Genomic DNA, 19103 nt, shown 5'->3' on the forward strand with positions numbered 1-19103 from the left:
CCCGCCCGCCGCCGGGGTGGGCGGGGGGGGTGCGGGGCGCACACCCCCCGCGGGCGCGGGGGCCCTCCCGGCGGCCCCGCGGGGGGCCGGCCCCCCGGGTCGACGGTCATGCCGCAGACCGGATCGCGGACGACGGCCTGTGCGGTAGGTGTTGCGCGGTTTGCCGAACAGCAGCCGCCATGCGCGTGATGATCGTGATCGGAATGCGTCATGCGAAAATGCCTCTAAGGGTCGGTGGGTGACGCGGAGATAGGGCTTCCAGTAACTGGAAGGTCAAGGGGTTAAATTTCTTCATCTCGTTGCGGGTGGATGCCAAGCACGCTTGAGCGAGAGCGGGCTCGTATTTCCGCCCCATACCCAGCGCCGCGAAAACGCGCTATAGACGCCGCCGAAAAGGCAAGGCCGACCTGGACATATGGCAAGAATCTCCCTGAAGCTCGACGAACTGATCGATGGCGAAGCCTTGCGACGCGAGATGACCGCGCTGACTGCGGCCAAGGCAGGCGACGGCTCCGCACAGACGGCGCGCAGCGGTGTGCTCCATCTGCTCAAGGGGCGGCTGGCAGACGGGCGCGCCATTGCCGAACGGATGCTGCGGGACGACGGCGGCGGCAGCGCCTGCGCGGCGCGGCTGTCGCATCTCATGGACGAGATCATCCGGGCGCTCTACGATTTCGCCGTCACCCATGTCTACCGGGTCAAGAACCCGTCTTCGGCGGAGCGCATGGCCGTCGTCGCCGTCGGCGGCTATGGCCGCGGTACGCTGGCGCCCGGGTCCGACATCGACCTGTTGTTCCTGCTGCCCTACAAGCAGACGCCATGGGGCGAACAGACCGTCGAATACATGCTCTACATGCTGTGGGATCTGGGGCTGAAGGTCGGCCACGCTACCCGCAATATCGACGAATGCGTGCGGCTGTCGCGCAACGACATCACGATCCGCACCTCGATCCTCGAAGCGCGGTTCCTGTGGGGCGAGGAAAAACTCTATGACGAGCTGATGCTGCGCTTCGACCATGAGGTGGTGCGCACGACCGGCCCCGAATATGTCCAGGCCAAGCTTGCCGAACGTGACGACCGTCATGCCAAGGCCGGTGAAAGCCGCTATCTCGTGGAGCCCAACGTCAAGGACGGCAAGGGCGGCCTGCGCGACCTGCAGACGCTGTTCTGGATCGGCAAATATTTCTACCGGGTGCGTACCGGCGAGGAACTGGTCGACAAGGGCGTCTTCACCGAGGGCGAATACCGGGAGTTCCTGAAGGCCGAGGATTTTCTGTGGGCGGTACGCTGCCATATGCATTTTCTCACCGGCAAGGCCGAGGAAAGGCTGCATTTCGACATCCAGCGCGAGATCGCCGAACGGCTCGGCTACACAACCCACCCCGGCCTATCGGCGGTCGAGCGCTTCATGAAGCACTATTTCCTCGTCGCCAAGGATGTCGGCGACTTGACCCGCATCTTCTGTGCCGCGCTCGAGGAGGAGCAGGCCAAGCACGTGCCGGGCTTCAACCGTATCTTCCTCACCTTCTCGCGACGCAAGCGCAAGCTGGCCGGCACGTCGGATTTCATCGTCGACAACCACCGCATCAACATCGCCGACGACCAGGTGTTCGAACGCGATCCGGTCAATCTTTTGAGGTTGTTCTGGTTTGCCGACAAGCACGGCCTTGAATTCCACCCCGATGCGCTGAAACTGCTGACCCGCTCGCTCGGCCTGGTCAACAAGTCGCTGCGGCGCGATGAGGAAGCCAACCGGCTGTTCCTCGACATCCTGACCTCGGACCGGAATGCCGAACTCAATCTGCGGCGCATGAATGAGGCCGGACTGCTCGGCAGACTGATCCCGGATTTCGGCAAGATCGTCGCCATGATGCAGTTCTCGATGTACCACCACTACACGGTGGACGAGCACCTGATCCGCTGCATCGGCGTGCTGGCCGAGATCGAGCGCGGCGACGGCGAAAAGGTCCATCCCCTCGCGCACACGCTGATGCCGGGGCTGAAGAAGAGCCGCGAGGCGCTCTATGTCGCCGTGCTGCTGCACGACATCGCCAAGGGCAGGCCGGAGGATCATTCCGAGGTCGGTGCCAGGATCGCCCGGCGCATCTGCCCGCATATGGGACTGTCTCCAGCCGATACCGAAACCGTTGCCTGGCTGGTCGAGAACCATCTAGTGATGTCGATGACGGCGCAGACCCGCGACCTCAACGACCGCAAGACCATCGAGGATTTCGCCGCGATCGTGCAGTCGGTCGAGCGGTTGAAGCTGCTTTTGGTCCTGACCGTCTGCGACATCAGGGGCGTTGGACCCGGTGTCTGGAACGGCTGGAAGGGCCAGTTGCTGCGCACGCTTTACTACGAGACCGAATTGCTTTTGACCGGCGGCTTTTCGGAAGTGTCGCGCGCTCAGCGCACGGCGGCGGCGCGCGAGCTTCTCGCCGAGGCACTCGCCAGTTGGCCGGACAAGGTCCGCAAGCGCTATGTCGGCCAACACTACGAGAACTACCTTTTGACCGTCGATCTCGCCGACCAGCTGCGCCATGCCGAGTTCATCCGCGAGGCCGATGTGGCGGGCAAGAAGCTCGCCACCATGGTCAAGACCCATCAGTTCGAGGCCGTGACCGAAATCACCGTGCTGGCGCAGGACCATCCCCGCCTGCTCTCGGTCATCGCAGGGGCGTGCGCCGGAGCCGGTGGCAACATCGTCGACGCACAGATCTTCACGACGTCGGATGGCCGCGCCCTGGACACCATCCTGATCTCGCGAGAATTCGACCGCGACGAGGACGAGCGCCGGCGTGCCGAGCGTGTCGGACGGCTGATAGAGGACGTGCTCTCAGGCAAGAGCTGGCTGCCGGAGATGATCGAGAAGCGCACCAAGCCGAGGCGCGGCTCCAAGGCATTCAAGATCCCGCCGCGCGCCGAAATCCGCAACACGCTGTCTAACCGTTTTTCGGTCGTCGAGGTCGAGGGCCTGGACCGGCCGGGCTTGCTGTCGGAGATCACCGGAACGCTTTCCGACCTGTCGCTCGACATCGCATCGGCCCACATCACCACCTTCGGCGAGAAGGTCATCGACACCTTCTATGTCACCGATCTCACCGGCCAGAAGATCGACAGCCCGGCTCGCATCGCCACCATCCGCAACCGGCTGGTGGCAACGCTCGAAGGCATCGTGCCCGAACGCGGCGGCAAGGCCAAGGCAGCGGCCGAGTGACCGCCACCATCACTTTGTCCTTTTCCTGCAGGCAGTCTCCAAACGCATGAGCCTCGTCAAGAAATTCGCAACGGTCGCTTCCGGCACGCTGATGAGCCGCGCGCTCGGCTTCGGCCGTGAGATGCTGATGGCCGCAGCGCTCGGCACCGGACCGGTCGCCGACGCCTTCAACGCCGCATTCCAGTTTCCCAATACCTTTCGCCGGCTGTTTGCCGAGGGCGCCTTCAACGCTGCCTTCGTGCCGCTGTTCGCCAAGGAGATCGAGACCCACGGTACCGACGGCGCCAAGCGCTTCTCCGAGGAAGTCTTCGGCGTCCTGTTCACGGCCCTGCTGGCGCTGACGGTCATCATGGAACTGTCGATGCCGCTGATCGTGCGCTATTTGGTGGCGCCCGGTTTTGCCGGCACGCCGGGGAAGTTCGACACCACGGTGACGCTGGCGACGATCATGTTCCCCTATCTGATCTGCATGTCGCTCGGCGCCATGATGGCGGGCATGCTGAATTCGCTGCGCCGCTATTTCGCAGCGGCGGTGGCACCGGTGTTCCTCAACGTCATCCTGATCGGCGTGCTCGCCTATGCCTGGTACAGGGGCTCCGACGCGATCACCGTCGGCTACGGGCTGTCCTGGGGTGTGCTTGCCGCCGGATTGGTGCAACTGGCGATCGTCTGGGTCGCCGTGCGCCATGCCGGCATCTCGATCGGCTTCCGCCGTCCGAAAATGACGCCCGCGGTCAAGCGGCTGCTGATCCTGGCACTGCCGGCGGCAATCACCGGCGGCATCACCCAGATCAACCAGCTGATCGGCACGGCAATCGCCTCGGCGCAGAACAGCGCGGTGTCCTCGCTCGCTTATGCCGACCGCATCTACCAGTTGCCGCTCGGCGTGGTCGGCGTCGCGGTCGCGATCGTGCTGTTGCCCGAACTGTCGCGGGCGCTGAAGTCTGGCAATCTGATCGAGGCGGCCAACCTGCAGAACCGCTCGGTCGAATTCACGCTGTTTCTGACGCTGCCAGCGGCAGCAGCCCTCTGGGTGATGTCGGAACCGATCGTGCGGCTGGTCTATGAACGGGGCGCGTTTGCCGCCAACGGCTCGACGCCGACGGTGGCGGCGATCCTGGCGATCTTCGGCCTCGGCCTGCCAGCCTTCGTGCTTATCAAGGCGTTCACCCCGGGCTATTTCGCCCGCGAGGACACGCGCACGCCGATGATCTTTGCCGCCATCTCGGTGGCGGTAAACGTCACCACGGCCCTGACGCTGTTTCCACGGATGGGCGCTCCCGGCATCGCGGTGGCCTCGGCCGTCGCCGGCTGGGTCAACGCGATGATGCTGCTCGGCGTCTTGATCCGGCGCGGCCATTGGGGCCGCGACGTGCCCCTGATGAAACGCATTCCGCGGCTGGTGCTGTCGGCGGTGGTGATGGGGGCGGCGCTCTATTTTGCCGAGCACTGGTTCGCCGTGAGGCTCGGCCCGGGTTCGCCGCTGGTCGTCAAGGCGACGACGCTCCTGGCGCTGGTTGCCGGCGGGGCATTGCTCTATTTCATCACCGCGTTTGCCACTGGCGGCGCCGATTTCGGCATGATCCGTCGCAATGTCAAACGGGGCGAGGCCAAGGGAGCACCCCTGGCCGCAAGAATCGAACCGGACGAATAGACCGGGCAACCGGTCGGCAACGCCGGTCTTGATCGCAACGCTGCTCTCGTCCATAAGCGCGCCGTCGAAAGACTTTCGCCGCGCGCGAAACGGCCCTCCACAAGCCATGAGGAAATCATGACCGCCTTCAAGCCACTCGTCTTTTCCGGCGTCCAGCCGACCGGCAATCTGCATCTCGGCAACTATCTTGGCGCCATCAAGAAATTCGTCGCCCTGCAGGACACTTCCGACTGCATCTATTGCGTCGTCGACCTGCATTCGCTGACCGCCCAACTCGTTTATGAAGACCTCGCCGACCAGACGCGGTCGATCACCGCGGCGTTCCTGGCCTCGGGCATCGACCCCAAGAAGCACATCGTCTTCAACCAGTCGCGGGTCATGCAGCATGCGGAGCTTGCCTGGATCTTCAATTGCGTGGCGCGTATCGGCTGGATGAACCGCATGACGCAGTTCAAGGACAAGGCCGGCAAGGACCGCGAGAACGCGTCGCTCGGCCTGCTTGCCTATCCCTCCCTGATGGCAGCCGACATTCTGCTCTATCGTGCAACGCATGTGCCGGTGGGTGAGGACCAGAAGCAGCATCTGGAGCTGACCCGCGACATCGCGCAGAAATTCAACAACGATTTTTCGGACCGCATCGCCCGTCTTGGCGTCGGCGTCGAGATGCAGGTCGGCGAAGAGACCGTGAACGGCTATTTCCCGCTGACCGAGCCGGTCATCGGCGGGCCGGCGGCGCGCATCATGTCGCTGCGCGACGGTTCCAAGAAGATGTCGAAGTCGGACCCGTCGGACCTGTCGCGCATTAACCTGACCGACGATGCCGATGCCATCTCGAAGAAGATCCGCAAGGCCAAGACCGACCCCGAAGCGTTGCCGAGCGAACTGGACGGCCTGGCCGCCCGGCCCGAGGCGGAAAACCTGGTCGGCATCTATGCTGGCCTCGCCGAGATGTCGAAGGCCGATGTACTCAAGGAGTTCGCCGGCCAGCAGTTTTCGGTGTTCAAACCGGCACTGGCAGACCTTGCGGTGGAAAGACTGGCGCCGATCGCCAGCGAGATGCGCCGCATTTCCGACGACCGCACCTATGTCGACGCGGTGCTCAGGGACGGCGGCGAGCGCGCCGGCGTGCTGGCCGAGGCGACGATGAAGACCGTGCGCGACATCATCGGGCTGCTGCAGGCCTGATCTCGCTATCGCACTGCACCATACTGGCCCTAGGCCGGCGGCTTGCCGCCGGTCTGCGGCGGTGGCAGATTGCGGCCTCAGTAACACCGAGTACACAGACATGGTCTCCAAACGCCTCAGCCGCGAAGCCGGCCATCGCCGCAAGTTCCTGGCGATCATCGACGACACGCCCGAGTGTGAGCGCGCCGTCGCCTACGCCTCGAAGCGGGCGCAGAGCACCAGCGGCACGCTGGTGCTGCTCTACGTCATCGAGCCGGACGATTTCCAGCACTGGCTGGGCGTCGAGAAGATCATGCGCGAGGAGGCGAACGCCACGGCGCGCGCGGCACTCGACAGCTATGCCAGCAAGGTGCGCCAGAAGCTTGGCATCGAGCCGGAGATGGTGGTGCGCGAAGGCAAGCCGACGGAAGAGATCCACAAATTGATCGAGGAAGACCAGGACATCGCCATCCTGGTGCTGGCCGCCGGTGCGGGCAAGGAGGGCCCGGGCCCGCTGGTCGGCGCCGTGGCCGGCAAGGGTGCCGCCTTCCCGATCCCGGTGACGGTCGTGCCGCAGAACCTTTCGGATGAAGAGATCGACAGCCTCGCCTGAGGTGTATCGATGTCAGGGCGGCCTGACTTGAACCTCAACACACCTTCGATCACCTCCCGGGGCACGCAAAAACATTCCGCCAGCCAGCCGTTCCGACGATGCGTTTCGCTTGAATGTCCAGCGGATTGGGCCTATTTAGAATTATTCCAAACTAGCTGCCCGAAACGGGCACGGAGACGGCCATGTTCATCCAGACCGAATCGACGCCAAACCCGGCGACGCTGAAATTCCTGCCCGGCAAGGAAGTGCTTCTGGAAGGCACCGCCGATTTCCGCGATGCCGACAGCGCCTCAATTGCCTCGCCGCTCGCCGGCCGGCTGTTTGAAATTGCCGGCATTACCGGTGTTTTCTTCGGCTATGACTTCATCACTGTGACAAAGGATGGCCCCGACTGGCAGCATTTGAAGCCGGCGATCCTCGGCGCCATCATGGAACATTTCATGTCCGGTGCGCCCGTCATGGCCAAGGCCGGCCCTGCCGCCGAGACCAGCCTGACCGGCGAGTTCTACGACAAGGCTGACGAGGAACTGGTCATCACCATCAAGGAACTGCTCGATACGCGCGTGCGTCCGGCGGTTGCCCAGGATGGCGGCGACATCACCTTCCGCGGCTTCGAGAACGGCACGGTGTTCCTGCACATGAAAGGCGCCTGCGCCGGCTGCCCGTCGTCGACGGCGACGCTGAAGCACGGCATCCAGAACCTTCTGCGCCACTTCGTGCCGGAAGTGCAGCAGGTCGAACAGGTCTCCTGACGGTTCAGCTCGCCGCCTTGCCGGCTAACAAACTCGATCGATCGCAAAAAACAAAAAACCGGGCCAAAGTGCCCGGTTTTCTGTTTGGGACGTCCGTTGTTGCCTAGACGGTCCGCGTACGAAAGCTGCCTCTATCTGATCATGATTTTTCCGAGAACCGGTACCGGTTTCTCGGGATCATGGTCTAAAGAACAATGACCTTGGCGCCGACCGAGGCGCGGTCATAGAGGTCGATAATGTCCTGATTCATCAGGCGGATGCAGCCCGACGACATCGCTTTGCCAATCGAATTCCATTCCGGGCTGCCATGCAGGCGATAGCCCGAATCACCGCCCTTGTTGAACAGGTACATGGCGCGCGCACCGAGCGGGTTCTTCAGGCCCGGCTCCATGCCGCCGGCAAACTTTTCCAATTCGGGCTGGCGCTGGATCATCTGCCTCGGCGGCGTCCAGGTCGGCCATTCGCGCTTGAGCGCAATGTGGGCGGTGCCATGCCACTCGAAGCCTTCGCGGCCGACGCCGATGCCGTAGCGAATAGCCCGGCCGTCACCTTCGACGAAATAGAGGAACTTGTTCTGCGTATCGACGATGATGGTGCCCGGCTTTTCCGGGCTGTCGTAGTTCACTTCCTGCCGATGGTACTTCAACGGCACTTTCTCGATCGGGACGCGCGGCAGCTGGTAACCGGCGTCGGTGACCGCGCCATAGTCGTTGGAAAAAATCTGCGAGCCGATGGTGCTGCAACCGGCGATAGCAGTGGACAGCGCCAGTGCGGCGACGATAGCAAACGACTTCATGCGCATCAGGTGATCCGGTGCCCCGCCCCAACTTCGGCGGCACGAGTCGGCCGCTTTTTCGCAATCATTCATGCTGGCATTTTCTTTGCTTGCCAAGCGCGCGATGCCTATATGCCGAAGTTGACGTGCTGGTAAGCGTGCCACTATGGCATTTTGGCAACAGCCTTCACAGGATTGTGGAGGAAATTCAATGGCCGCGCCCACGGCTTCATCAGGAATCGAGGAGAACCGTCATGAATGTCGGTGACGCCGCCCACCGTTCCGGCCTGCCGGCCAAGACCATCCGCTACTATGAAGAGATCGGCCTGATCGCTCCGGCGCGCGCTGCCAACGGCTACCGCGACTATTCCGGAGACGACATCCACCGGCTGACCTTTTTGCGCCGTGCGCGCAATCTCGGTTTTTCCATTGATGATTGCCGCCAGTTGATGGCGCTCTACCAGGACCGCGACCGCGCCAGCCACGACGTGCGAGAGATCGCCGCCGCCCATGTCACGGCGATCGAGGAGAAGGTGCGCGAACTGCAGTCGATGCGCTCGACCTTGCAGAAGCTGATCCACGCCTGCCATGGCGACGAAAGGCCGGATTGCCCGATCCTCGATGACATGGCGGGGGCGGCGTTGCTCACCAACTAGGTCGCCGCCGGCGCGGCAGTTCGATCGGCACAATTTCCTCCCATATCTGGGCGCGTCAATCGACCGCACTATGTCATCCTTGTCGCAATGATCAACGACGGAGGTTGGCATGGATCGGCGATTGTTTCTGACTGGAATGCTAGGAATGGCCGGGGCCGCGACCGTGGTCGCACTTGCGCGTCCTGCCACTGCGTTGGCCGGCATCCCGAATACGGGACCCGGCATTCTCGATGAACTCGACAGACCGTCCGACGATATCCTGGACCAGGATGGTCCTGATGCCCAAGACGGCATCGAGTTCGTGCGGCATCGCAGGTGGCACCGCCGCCGTCGTCGCGTCTGGAGAAGAGTTTGCCGTCGCTATTGGCGTTACGGTTACTGGCGCCGCAGGTGTTTCCGCAGATCCTTCTGGATCCGCTTCTGACCGACGCCCGGCAAACACGAAGGCCTCCGCATTCGCCGGGCCTGCGCTGTCGGCTAGACTCCGCTCAGGGCAAAAAGGCCCGCCGCTGCAGGGCGGCGGGCAGTCTCTGAAGCGCCGGGGGATCAGCCCGGCATTGGCTCAACGAGGGGCCATGGGTTGGTTGCAAAAAGGCATGCGGGGACTCGCACATGGGGACTCGATTGTACGATCATAACCAAGCCGCGAGGCGCATTGCCCACCTTTTGAGCCGCGCTAAACTTGAAAGGCGGCAATCCTAAATCCGCCGCAGGTGGCCGACGCGATTAGGCAATGTTGTCTCACCGGCATCCGCGTCGGCCATTTTGGCAACGATTATCATTTGAGCGCGAGGGCGAGTTGGCATCCTGATGACTGGCACTACCTTTGGTGGCAGGGTCGGCGCGACTTAACATCTCGGCCAACAGAGGCACGTCCAATGGACATCTCCGGACTGTCAGATTTTGTGGGTGGATCTCAGGTCTTGGCCGCGTTTGCCGGGCTGTTGACGGAAGACAGCGGCCCGGCAGCCTTTCCTTTGGGTGGACCGCTACCGGGCCTGACCGGAGCGGGGTGTCATGGGGGAGCTCCGGCTGCCGCTTAAAATACCACTTTTTCCTTATATGCGCGCTAGCTAAATTAAATAGGGGGAAACGAACGTGACGCCGCGGTGGGCCGGGTTCTGTCAAATATGAAATCGCCGGGGTGCGACCGTCCCAGGCACCTGCATGAAGCGTTGCTGAAGGCCGAAGCGAGATCGCAGGCAAGCACGGCCGCCATTCCTCGGATGGAATGAAACGAGGCGATGAGCCGGAGCGCCTTCCGGACTTCGATGGTACGGTTTTTACCAAGGCTCTCGCCCTTGTCGCCGGATGCTAGTCTGATGAGGCGGCATACCCCCAAAGTCGCCGCAGTGGCCGACGCGGCTTCGGCAATGCCGTCCCACCGGCATGCGCCGGCCACTTCCTGGCGACCGTGACTTGTCGCCGAGTTGGAACCTATTATCACCTACCACAGCTATTAGAGCCTATGAGTCCTTTACGCGGCTGTGCAGAAGAGGCCATTCCCCTACGCTGGATTGCGCCTAGCGCCCGTTCCTAAGTGGTGCGATGATATTTGAATGGGTGCAGACTTCGCCGATAACGAGTTGCAAGCGCGGCTAAACCAATTGGGTGCGCGCGTTGCAGAGTTTAAGGCGGCAAGGCGGCCTGCTCCAGAGGGGGAGCATATTGCTGGCGGCCCGCTTGGTCCGACAGACCCACTAGAGGCGGAACTCCTAGAACGATCAGGAGGATGGTGGGGCTTCAATCGCAACCCAGCGTTCACTCTCGTATCCCTGATGCTCCTTATTCGCTCGCTGCGTCGAACGCGCTAGTCGCCAGCTTGTCATGATTATATTCCTATCGGCCGGGTTGTCAAAAATATAAATCCCCCCTGCAGGGGCGATTATGTAGTTTGCAAACACCAAGCCCAAATGTCACATTGGGGCCTGCGGGCTAGGATGAATGGGCGATGGCAAATCTACCGGGATATTGTCCGTCATGCGGGACGATTTTCTCTGTACCCAACATTGTTGGCGGCGGTGGAAACGTGCGCATTACAATGATTGGGAATGTAATCAACTGCCCAAATCCCAAGTGCGGGAAGACGGCTCGCCTCGCCGACGGCGAATTCAACATCAATGCCAATGAGGCCAGTCTGATTTCCGGGCCGCCATTGACACGAACAATATTAAATCAGCTCCAAAACATCTCCAACCGCGCCAAGGCCCACGAAATCACGCCAGAGGAAGCGGTTGAGCAGGTAGCTCAAATCGCGCCCGAACTAGGCAGGGTGATGGAACGGGCCATTACCCTAGGTCTTCCCATCCTGTCGTTCTTGGTCGCCCTTATTGCTCTGTATTTGCAGTACGAAGGCAACCGCTCGTCGGATGAGTTTGAGACAGCGGCTTTGAGCCTAATGGCCAGACAGACCCAAGCCGTCGAAGTGCTAGCCACTTCAAAAAAAGACGAGCCCAATAACCGTGTTGACGACAAAGGCAGCAACCCAGCCAAGGCAAAAGCCGACAAGAAGTCGGTGACGGTTAAAAGCCCATCGAAGCGCCGCAACCACATCAACGACGAGCGGCGCCGGAAATTGATCGAGCAGCGGAAGGACTTTCCTCGCGGGAGATAGACGGGCGCTCATTTGGCGGCCCTTTTGGCCTTTGCGTTGCCTTTCGCCTTTGGCTTCGGCTTTGGAGCAGGCGGCATGTGCGCCAGCTTGCCCATTACTGTATCTGCCTTTGAGCGCTCACCGTCTGCGCCATGTTCGCGCGCAACGCGGATGAACTCTGCCGATTGATCAGACTGCTTCGTCTTGGGCTTCATCGAACTTCATACCTATTTGATCAGCAGCGGCTGCTCGCTTCAGCCTACGAGCTTCTCTCTTCGGCTGCGTTTCAGCAATTTGCCGCTCCATCCTAACCAGCTTCGCATCCGCTGTCGAAATCTCGCGAAGTTCGCCTTCGCCTTCATCCGGCCACGTACATGAAACCCCAAAGAAGCCGGGATTTGCCGTCCGAACGTGCGCCAGGATAGTCGGCCACCAATGCAGCAACAGAGCGGCCTTACGGCAGAAAAGCCAACCATCCCACCTGGGCGCGAAGAAGACTACGATCATTCCCGCTTCCACAAGAGCCAAGCGCTCATGCGGCACAGTTGGCATCTTGGTGTCCCCGGATATGATTATACGGCCACCAGCCGCTGCATACCGCCTAATCCAAGGGACATCGCTCTTGCGTTGATAGTCTGGGTCTTCCGGCTTCGGCGTGTAGTCTTTCGCGCTCTTGATCTCTACGCCTTGCACTAGATGCCTTAGGCTGCGCTCTTTGTGGAAAAGCGTGAAGACCCGCACCATGGCGGCTGGCATATTTTCATCAAAGGCGACCTTCAAGCCGCCTGCCGCAAGTCAGTTTCGAAGCGCACGGCCTCGCTGACTTGCTTTTCAGATATCTCGAATTGGTCCGCTACTACGCTAACGCTTCCCTCAACCTTCACGGCGTGGGCTAACCTCTCTGTCGGTATATGGCTTTCTTGTAAGATTGGCCGGCCAAAAGAGAAGCGCGGATGCACAATGACATTTGGGGCAGTTCCCCGTCGGGGATACCAAGCGACCATATTGCCGGCAGGATCGAAGACCACGTCATCTTTCAGGGACGGCATAACGATAATTGGCATTTCGAAATTCTTGGTTTTCAGATCCTCATAAATAAGTTCGATACCGTGCCTTCGAGTAATCGCCGCTACGATTTTCCTGCCATCGGTATGGAACACGATATTGTTTGCGAACGGATGCGGGTGAGCAAGGGTGTCTTTTACCTCCTGCAAGATGGAACGGATTTCATTGAGGCGAACTCCACCGTTGGCAAACTTCGCGACAAAGCGAAGCTCCATCAAGTTGGTGAAATTGACCGCGACCTTTCCATTCACCAGCCCAAGCTGGTTATCGATTACTGGTTGCTGGCGTCCCTTTTTGCCGTTCACCCAAATCCGCACGTCCGCCTGCGGCGCCTCGACTAGCTCTGCGGTCTCAGGAACGGTGAATATTCCGCCTCCAAGCAAATCGGGGTTGCTGGGTCCGAACGGTTTCAAGAGACGCCTACCGACGAGTCCCGGCATTTCAGCCGCTTTCCAACAATGCCAGCCATAGCTTTGACCGCCCGGTTGTTGTCATCGACGCCAAGGGCGATGCGGTTGCTGTAGCGAAAATCGAACTCTGCAAGGTAGCGGTGCAGATGCTGCTCACCGCAATGCTGATAGATCCCCTTCATGCCACGCTTGAAGATGCTGTAGTCGCCTTCGACCGTGTTCGTGTGGACGGTCTTTTCGACTTCGTAGCGGACGTATTCGTCCTTGGAATGCGTGACGACATCATGAGAGGCGAAATCCTGACTGGCGCGGCAATAGATGCCGCTTTCGACGGTCATGAGCGCACTTTCCCGCGCGATGTTGGCACGGACGATAGGCATCACATTGCCCATGCGCGCGGTATCGACATGGAAGGAACACGCGCGGCCACCGCGCTCGACAAGCGTGACGACAGAGTTCTTGTGTGCACCGCCGCCGGGCTTCACCTGAGTACCCTTGAGACGGCCTATGTACGTCTCGTCAACTTCGACCTGTTTGCCTTCACCGCCCATTGGAGAAAATTCGCCATCACGCATTGCCTCGCGCAGGCGGTGGAACATGAACCAAGCGGTCTTGTAGGTGACCTGCAGCGTGCGATGCAGTTGGTGAGCGCTGATACCCTTCTTGCTGGACGCGAGCAGGTGCGCAGCTTGCCACCACTTGTTCAGCGGAACATGGCTGGACTCGAACACGGTTCCGACCTTGACGGTGAATTGCTTCTTGCACTCCAAGCAGCGGCGAAGGCCCGTGCGAGCGGTTGCACCAGTTACGCGGGTAATGCGGGTCTGTTCGCAGTTGCCGCACTTGGGGCAGACTGAACCTTCCGGCCAAACAATCGCTTCCAGCCACTCAAAAGCAGCTTCTTCGTTGTGGAAGCGTGGTTCGGAAAGGATGCTCATAACCGTGCCTCTAGTGTGGTTTCACACTAGCTCGCCACGCCGTGTTTGTAACGTACATAATCGCCCCTCGCCAAAGGGTAGGCACCATCAGAGATGCAATCCAACTCAGGACCATCAGCAGCACTTCCCATGGTGGGCATGTCATCGCGTCCCTTCATTGGCAATTCGGTTGTGAGGAATATATTCCTACTGCCCTTAGCTTGTCAATCGGCAATTGCCCGGAAAGTGGGTTCAAACCGTGAACAGAATCTGGCATGGTGCCGCCATGCCGATCATCTCCCCCATCTCAATCAACCCACTCATCGACGGTCGCCAGTCCGAACGCGCCATGCTGGTGCGGCGCGGCGTGCAGCGGCTGCTGATGGAGATGGGCGCGCATGTGCTGCCTGAGCTGTCGCTGGCCACCGGCCGCCGTGCCGACCTCGTCGCACTTACGCGGCAGGGCGACATCTGGATCATCGAGATCAAATCCTCGATCGAGGATTTCAGGGTCGACCGCAAATGGCCCGACTACCGGCTGCATTCCGACCGCTTCTTCTTCGCCACCCACCCCGGCGTTCCCTCGGAGATCTTTCCCGAAGAGTGCGGCTTCATCCTTTCCGACGGCTACGGCGCCGAAATCATGCGCGATGCGCCCGAGCACCGCATGGCGGCGGCAACGCGCAAGGCGCTGATGCTGCGGATCGCGCGGGCTGGTGCTTCACGGCTGCTGGCGGCCGAACTTGCCGGCGTGTCGGTGCCGGCGCTCGAAGGTGAGAGCGAGTAGGTTTTCGCCTTACTCTTCGCCCTCGTCCACTCCACCAACCGCCGTAGCCATCAAAAGCACGGCGGCGCCAAGGATGGCGGCGATGAAGGAGCCGGCGAGGATGCCAACCTTGACCGCATCCTGCAATGCCACGTCACTGGCGAAGGCGAGCAGGCCGATGAACAGGCTCATGGTGAAGCCGATGCCGCACAGCAGCGAGATGCCGATCATGTGCGCCCAGCCGGCATTAACGGGCAGATCGGCAAGCCTGAACCGGATGGCAAGTGCCGAGGAGCCGAACACCCCGACCAGCTTGCCGGCCACAAGGCCGGCGGCGACACCCAGTGTCAACGGTTCGATCAGCGCGCCGAAGCTCAGGCCGGCGAGCGAGACGCCGGCATTGGCAAAGCCGAAGATCGGGATGACGACAAAGGGCACTATCTTGTGCAGGCCGTGCTCGAGCCGGTGCAGCGGCGATTGGTCGAGATCGTGGCCGATCCCGGCGGAGCGTTCGAGCGGAATGGTCAGCGCCAGCGCGACGCCGGCAAGCGTCGCATGGACGCCCGATTTCAGCACCAGCACCCACAGGACGATGCCCAGCACGAGATAGGGCAGCAGCGTCATCACCCGCATGCGGTTGAGCACGACGAGCGCGGCGATGACCGCGAAAGCGGCGCCGAGATAGGTGAGCGACAGGCCGCTGGTGTAGAAGATGGCGATGATGATGACGGCGCCGAGATCGTCGATGATGGCAAGTGCTGTAAGGAACACTTTCAGCGAAGCCGGCACGCGGCTGCCGAGCAGCGACAGCACGCCGAGCGCGAAGGCGATGTCGGTGGCGGTCGGGATCGCCCAGCCTGACAGTGCCGCCGTATTGTCGCGGTTGATGGCGACATAGACGAGCGCCGGAACCACCATGCCGCCGGCGGCGGCGATGCCGGGCAAGGCGCGCCGGGGCCAGGTGGAGAGCTGGCCATCCAGCATCTCGCGCTTGATCTCCAGCCCGACGAGCAGGAAAAAAACCGCCATCAGTCCGTCATTGACCCAGTGCGACACGCTGAGCGGGCCGAGATAGGCATGAAGAGCGGAAAAGTAGTTTTCGGCGAGCGGCGAATTGGCGACGATAAGAGCCAGAGCCGCCGCCATCATCAGGATGATGCCGCCGGCCGCCTCGCTATCGAGAAATTCGCGAAGGACGGAAACCGGCCGCTGCTTCAAATCCTGCATATCGCCTCCGTTAAGCCGCGTCACTTGCATGTTGCGCAGGTGTCGCTGGGGACGCAAGACACCTGTTCACGTTGGCAGATCGCATACCTCGGAGACTGGCCGAAACGCCCATCACTTCGTCATCCCGGAGCAAGGAGCGACGCGGCGCCGCGCAGACCCGAGGATGACGACGCTCGGTTTAGCGCGGTGCGCGCTTGGCCAGTATCCGCTGCAAGGTGCGGCGATGCATGTTGAGCCGGCGCGCGGTCTCCGAGACATTGCGCTCGCACATTTCATAAACGCGCTGGATATGCTCCCAGCGGACGCGGTCGGCCGACATCGGGTTTTCCGGAGGCGCCGCGCGCTCACCGGCGGTGCGGGTGAGCGCCGCGAAGATATCGTCGGCATCGGCGGGCTTGGAGAGGTAATCGACGGCGCCGAGCTTCACCGCGGTCACCGCGGTGGCGATGTTGCCGTAGCCGGTCAGGATGATGGTGCGGGAATCGTCGCGCTTTTCGCGGATGGCCGCGACCACGTCGAGGCCGTTGCCGTCACCGAGCCGCATGTCCACCACGGCGTAGGCGGGCGGATTGGCGCGTGCCTTGGCAACCGCCTCCTCGACGCTCTCGGCCGTCTCGACGACGAATCCCCTGGTTTCCATGGCGCGGGCCAGACGCGTAAGGAACGGCTTGTCGTCATCGACGATGAGCAGCGAGGTGTCTTCGCCTTCAACCATTGCGCCAATATTTTCGTCGCCTGTCATAGTCTCAAAATTCCTGCTGCCTTAATTTTACGCAGATATAGTTCCCGAGCCTCATTGTCCAATTTTTAGAGCTCCTTCAAGGCTCTCAGGCGGTGTCGAACATGCTGGCCGAAGTGATTTCCGGATTGAGGAACACACCACGCGGCCACGAAATCTGTACCACGGCGCCCTCACCCAGGCCGCTCGAATTGCGGAAATCGAGCGTCGCGCCCGAGCGTTCGAGCAAGGTCTTGGCGATGAACAGGCCGAGCCCCAGGCCGCCGCCGGCTTCATTGCCCTGGCGCGTCGACATATAGGGCTCGCCGATGCGGTCGATGATCTCGGCCGGAAAGCCCGGTCCGTCATCGATGATCGAGAAGGTGACGGTGGCCTCGTTCCAGCTCCAGCCTACGGTGACGCTCTTGCGGGCGAAGTCGACGGCATTCTCGACCAGATTGCCGAGGCCGTAAATGACGCCCGGATTGCGGCGCCCGACCGGCTCGGGCCCGATGCGCTCTCCAGGCCGAAGCTTGATCGAGATGCCGAAGTCGCGATGCGGGGCGGTGACCTCCTCGACCAGCGAGGTCAAAGGCAGCCGCGAAAGATGCGCCTCGCCCTCGGACGACAGGCTGGTCAGGCGCTTGAGGATTTCGCGGCAGCGCTCGCTCTGCGAGCGAAGCAGCTTCATGTCTTCCCCGTATTTCGGATCGTTGCCGAGCGCCTTTTCCATCTCCTTGGTGACAAGCGCGATGGTGGCCAGCGGCGTGCCAAGCTCGTGAGCGGCCGCGGCGGCAAGCCCGTCGAGCGCCGAGAGGTGCTGCTCGCGCTGCAGCACCAACTCGGTGGCGGCGAGCGCATTTGCAAGAAGCCTTGCTTCGGCAGCCACGCGGAAGGCGTATATGGCGGTGAAGGCGATCGAGGACAGCACCGCCATCCACATGCCGGCGACATAGATGAAGGGCATCTCCAGCGGCGCGTCCTCATGCCAGGGCAGCGGCAGATGGACAAAGACCAGCAAGGTCGCCGCCGACATCACCAGCCCGCCGAGGATAGCGGTCAGGCGCAGGGGCAGCGATGTCGCCGAGATGACGACGGGCACGGTCATCAGCAGCGAGAACGGGTTGGTGAGGCCGCCGGTCATGTAGAGCAGGCCGGCAAGCTGCAGGCTGTCGAAGATGAGGATGCCGAAGGCCGCAAGTGGGGTGAGCCGGTGCGCCGCCGGAAACCGGAAGGCGAGAAACAGGTTCATCCAGGCCGAACAGGCGATCAGCGCAAAGCACAGGCTGACCGGCAGCGGAAACTTCAGGCCATAGGCAACGACGAGAACCGCAACGCTCTGACCGACGATCGCAAGCCAACGCAGACGGATCAGGGTGTTGAGGCGCAGTCTCTGGCTCTGCTGGAAATCGGGCGAATGCAAAACGTTGGTCATGGCCCTGAATTACAGCCGCGGGACGGCAAAGGCTAGGTACCTCTGGGTTTTGCCCGGGCGGTGGCGGCGGCGAGCAGCGGATTTTCGGGCCAGACATGCTTGGGGTAGCGGCCGCGCATGTCGGCGCGCACATCGGCCCAGGAGCCGCGCCAGAAGCCGGGCAGGTCGCGTGTCGTCTGGATCGGCCGGTGCGCCGGCGACAGGAGTTCGAGCGTCAGTGGCACGGTGCCATTGGCGATGGCGGGGTGGCGATCGAGGCCGAACAGCTCCTGCACGCGAACCGCCAGCACCGGCCATTCGCCGTCATAGCGGATCGGCACATGGCTGCCTGACGGCGCGTCGAAATGGGTTGGCGCCAGCGTGTCGATCTTGCGCTGGAGATCGTGCGGCACGAGTGTCGCCAGTCCGGCCGAGATAACGCCCGCATCGATGGCGGCAAAATTTGCCCCGCCGGACAGGAACGGCAGCAGCCAGTCGTCGAGGCGCTCGATGAGCGCGGCATCCGCCATATCCGGCCAGGGCGCGCCAAGGCCGCGATGCAGCCAGGATAGCCGCTGGCGCAGCGTTTGCGCCTCCTTGCTCCAGGTCAGCAGCGACAGCCCATGCTCGCGCACCGCATCAAGGATGGCCTGATCGGCGTCTGTGCCGGTTGGCGGCGGCAGCATGCGTTCGGCAAGCGTGATCGCGCCGAGGCGCACGGTCTCGCGCACGCGCACGGCACGCTTGTCGCGGTCGAAGCTCGTTTGCCTTCGTGTTTCGATCCTGCCGGCAAGTGCTGCGCGGACATCGTCCTCGCTAATTGCCGCCGCCGCCGTGATGCGCGCATTCTGCGCCTTGCCCTGCAGGTCGGCGACGACCAGAAACGGCTCGCCCGCCAGCGGATCGGCGGCGTCGAGCATGGCGCCCGAACCATTGGCCAGCACGAAACGGCCGCGCTCTCCACGCGCCTTGGCGATGCGATCCGGCCAGGCGTGGACGAGCAGGGGACCGGCTCCACCCTCCCCCTTGTGGGGAGGGTCGATCCGCGTAGCGGATCGGGGTGGGGTCGGTTCGGGCACGGCATCGGCGCGGCCCCCCCCCCCCCCCCCCCGCGGCGGCGGGGGCGGCGGGGGCGCGCCGCGCCCCCCCGGGGGGGGGGGGG

The 19103-nt window shown here is 62.2% G+C and carries 17 protein-coding genes; 8 read left to right on the forward strand and 9 right to left on the reverse strand.

Going from position 1 to position 19103, the window contains the following annotated elements; all coding sequences use genetic code 11:
* Window positions 1–415 precede the first annotated feature (415 nt).
* The 5 genes from NKH57_RS30860 to NKH57_RS30880 all read left to right on the forward strand — a co-directional run bounded on the left by NKH57_RS30860 (window position 416) and on the right by NKH57_RS30880 (window position 7400).
* Window positions 416–3217: a [protein-PII] uridylyltransferase gene (locus tag NKH57_RS30860; RefSeq protein ID WP_352949948.1), complete on the forward strand. Its 2802-nt coding sequence runs from the start codon at window positions 416–418 to the stop codon at window positions 3215–3217.
* 46 nt (window positions 3218–3263) lie between these two features.
* Window positions 3264–4871: a murein biosynthesis integral membrane protein MurJ gene (gene murJ / locus NKH57_RS30865; protein ID WP_352949950.1), complete on the forward strand. Its 1608-nt coding sequence runs from the start codon at window positions 3264–3266 to the stop codon at window positions 4869–4871.
* Between the two features lie 117 nt (window positions 4872–4988).
* Entirely contained in the window at window positions 4989–6056 is a 1068-nt protein-coding gene (gene trpS, locus NKH57_RS30870; protein ID WP_023762744.1) for a tryptophan--tRNA ligase, read from the forward strand.
* Window positions 6057–6156: 100 nt separating this feature from the next.
* Window positions 6157–6648 (forward strand): universal stress protein, encoded by a 492-nt coding sequence (locus tag NKH57_RS30875; protein WP_023762745.1) that lies wholly within the window; start codon window positions 6157–6159, stop codon window positions 6646–6648.
* Window positions 6649–6830: 182 nt separating this feature from the next.
* Window positions 6831–7400, forward strand: coding sequence for a NifU family protein (locus tag NKH57_RS30880; protein WP_352603929.1), 570 nt, complete (start codon window positions 6831–6833; stop codon window positions 7398–7400).
* A gap of 184 nt (window positions 7401–7584) precedes the next feature.
* Here the strand turns inward: NKH57_RS30880 and NKH57_RS30885 are convergent, their stop codons facing one another.
* Complete coding sequence (locus NKH57_RS30885) at window positions 7585–8202, reverse strand: L,D-transpeptidase (protein WP_352604121.1); 618 nt, start codon at window positions 8200–8202, stop codon at window positions 7585–7587.
* A gap of 227 nt (window positions 8203–8429) precedes the next feature.
* Between NKH57_RS30885 and cueR the strand changes: the two genes are divergently transcribed.
* Window positions 8430–8831 (forward strand): Cu(I)-responsive transcriptional regulator, encoded by a 402-nt coding sequence (gene cueR, locus NKH57_RS30890; RefSeq protein ID WP_352949953.1) that lies wholly within the window; start codon window positions 8430–8432, stop codon window positions 8829–8831.
* 139 nt (window positions 8832–8970) lie between these two features.
* On the opposite strand, the gene NKH57_RS30895 is transcribed toward cueR, so the two are convergent.
* Window positions 8971–9141 (reverse strand): hypothetical protein, encoded by a 171-nt coding sequence (locus NKH57_RS30895; RefSeq protein ID WP_352949955.1) that lies wholly within the window; start codon window positions 9139–9141, stop codon window positions 8971–8973.
* A gap of 1641 nt (window positions 9142–10782) precedes the next feature.
* Here NKH57_RS30895 and NKH57_RS30900 point away from each other — a divergent pair.
* A complete protein-coding gene (locus NKH57_RS30900; RefSeq protein WP_352949957.1) occupies window positions 10783–11445 on the forward strand; it encodes a hypothetical protein in 663 nt (220 codons plus the stop codon).
* A gap of 168 nt (window positions 11446–11613) precedes the next feature.
* Here the strand turns inward: NKH57_RS30900 and NKH57_RS30905 are convergent, their stop codons facing one another.
* From NKH57_RS30905 to NKH57_RS30915, 3 genes are read right to left on the reverse strand one after another with little or no spacing between them, the layout of a single operon-like run.
* Window positions 11614–12204 (reverse strand): PIN-like domain-containing protein, encoded by a 591-nt coding sequence (locus NKH57_RS30905; protein WP_352949959.1) that lies wholly within the window; start codon window positions 12202–12204, stop codon window positions 11614–11616.
* A complete protein-coding gene (locus NKH57_RS30910) occupies window positions 12201–12929 on the reverse strand; it encodes a hypothetical protein (RefSeq protein ID WP_352949961.1) in 729 nt (242 codons plus the stop codon). The genes NKH57_RS30905 and NKH57_RS30910 overlap by 4 nt, the downstream gene beginning before the upstream one ends.
* Entirely contained in the window at window positions 12899–13837 is a 939-nt protein-coding gene (locus NKH57_RS30915) for an IS1595 family transposase (RefSeq protein WP_352949963.1), read from the reverse strand. Before NKH57_RS30915 ends, NKH57_RS30910 begins: the two co-directional genes overlap by 31 nt.
* A gap of 265 nt (window positions 13838–14102) precedes the next feature.
* Between NKH57_RS30915 and NKH57_RS30920 the strand changes: the two genes are divergently transcribed.
* Window positions 14103–14603: an MmcB family DNA repair protein gene (locus tag NKH57_RS30920; protein ID WP_023762752.1), complete on the forward strand. Its 501-nt coding sequence runs from the start codon at window positions 14103–14105 to the stop codon at window positions 14601–14603.
* 9 nt (window positions 14604–14612) lie between these two features.
* Here NKH57_RS30920 and nhaA read toward each other — a convergent pair whose 3' ends face one another.
* The 4 genes from nhaA to NKH57_RS30940 form a co-directional block, all read right to left on the reverse strand.
* On the reverse strand, window positions 14613–15809 hold the full coding sequence (nhaA, locus tag NKH57_RS30925; protein WP_352949965.1) for a Na+/H+ antiporter NhaA: 1197 nt from the start codon (window positions 15807–15809) through the stop codon (window positions 14613–14615).
* A gap of 178 nt (window positions 15810–15987) precedes the next feature.
* Entirely contained in the window at window positions 15988–16551 is a 564-nt protein-coding gene (locus NKH57_RS30930; RefSeq protein WP_111544836.1) for an ActR/PrrA/RegA family redox response regulator transcription factor, read from the reverse strand.
* An 85-nt stretch (window positions 16552–16636) separates the two neighbouring features.
* The gene (locus NKH57_RS30935; RefSeq protein ID WP_023762755.1) at window positions 16637–17962 is read right to left on the reverse strand and encodes an ActS/PrrB/RegB family redox-sensitive histidine kinase; all 1326 of its coding nucleotides are present in this window, start codon (window positions 17960–17962) and stop codon (window positions 16637–16639) included.
* Window positions 17963–17994: 32 nt separating this feature from the next.
* On the reverse strand, window positions 17995–19103 hold a 1109-nt coding region (locus NKH57_RS30940), incomplete at its 5' end, for an ATP-dependent helicase C-terminal domain-containing protein (RefSeq protein ID WP_352949968.1).

It is taken from the genome of Mesorhizobium sp. M1050 (assembly GCF_040318715.1).
Classification (GTDB): Bacteria; Pseudomonadota; Alphaproteobacteria; order Rhizobiales; family Rhizobiaceae; genus Mesorhizobium.

Bases quoted from the DNA above. Each gene is read 5' to 3' on its own strand.
- NKH57_RS30860 (WP_352949948.1), top strand. From the start codon at position 416: ATGGCAAGAATCTCCCTGAAGCTCGACGAACTGATCGATGGCGAAGCC.
- NKH57_RS30915 (WP_352949963.1), bottom strand. From the start codon at position 13,837: ATGAGCATCCTTTCCGAACCACGCTTCCACAACGAAGAAGCTGCTTTT.
- NKH57_RS30910 (WP_352949961.1), bottom strand. From the start codon at position 12,929: ATGCCGGGACTCGTCGGTAGGCGTCTCTTGAAACCGTTCGGACCCAGC.
- NKH57_RS30895 (WP_352949955.1), bottom strand. From the start codon at position 9,141: ATGCCGCACGAACTCGATGCCGTCTTGGGCATCAGGACCATCCTGGTC.
- NKH57_RS30875 (WP_023762745.1), top strand. From the start codon at position 6,157: ATGGTCTCCAAACGCCTCAGCCGCGAAGCCGGCCATCGCCGCAAGTTC.
- NKH57_RS30935 (WP_023762755.1), bottom strand. From the start codon at position 17,962: ATGACCAACGTTTTGCATTCGCCCGATTTCCAGCAGAGCCAGAGACTG.
- murJ (WP_352949950.1), top strand. From the start codon at position 3,264: ATGAGCCTCGTCAAGAAATTCGCAACGGTCGCTTCCGGCACGCTGATG.
- NKH57_RS30920 (WP_023762752.1), top strand. From the start codon at position 14,103: ATGCCGATCATCTCCCCCATCTCAATCAACCCACTCATCGACGGTCGC.
- NKH57_RS30900 (WP_352949957.1), top strand. From the start codon at position 10,783: ATGGCAAATCTACCGGGATATTGTCCGTCATGCGGGACGATTTTCTCT.
- nhaA (WP_352949965.1), bottom strand. From the start codon at position 15,809: ATGCAGGATTTGAAGCAGCGGCCGGTTTCCGTCCTTCGCGAATTTCTC.
- cueR (WP_352949953.1), top strand. From the start codon at position 8,430: ATGAATGTCGGTGACGCCGCCCACCGTTCCGGCCTGCCGGCCAAGACC.
- trpS (WP_023762744.1), top strand. From the start codon at position 4,989: ATGACCGCCTTCAAGCCACTCGTCTTTTCCGGCGTCCAGCCGACCGGC.
- NKH57_RS30880 (WP_352603929.1), top strand. From the start codon at position 6,831: ATGTTCATCCAGACCGAATCGACGCCAAACCCGGCGACGCTGAAATTC.
- NKH57_RS30930 (WP_111544836.1), bottom strand. From the start codon at position 16,551: ATGACAGGCGACGAAAATATTGGCGCAATGGTTGAAGGCGAAGACACC.
- NKH57_RS30885 (WP_352604121.1), bottom strand. From the start codon at position 8,202: ATGCGCATGAAGTCGTTTGCTATCGTCGCCGCACTGGCGCTGTCCACT.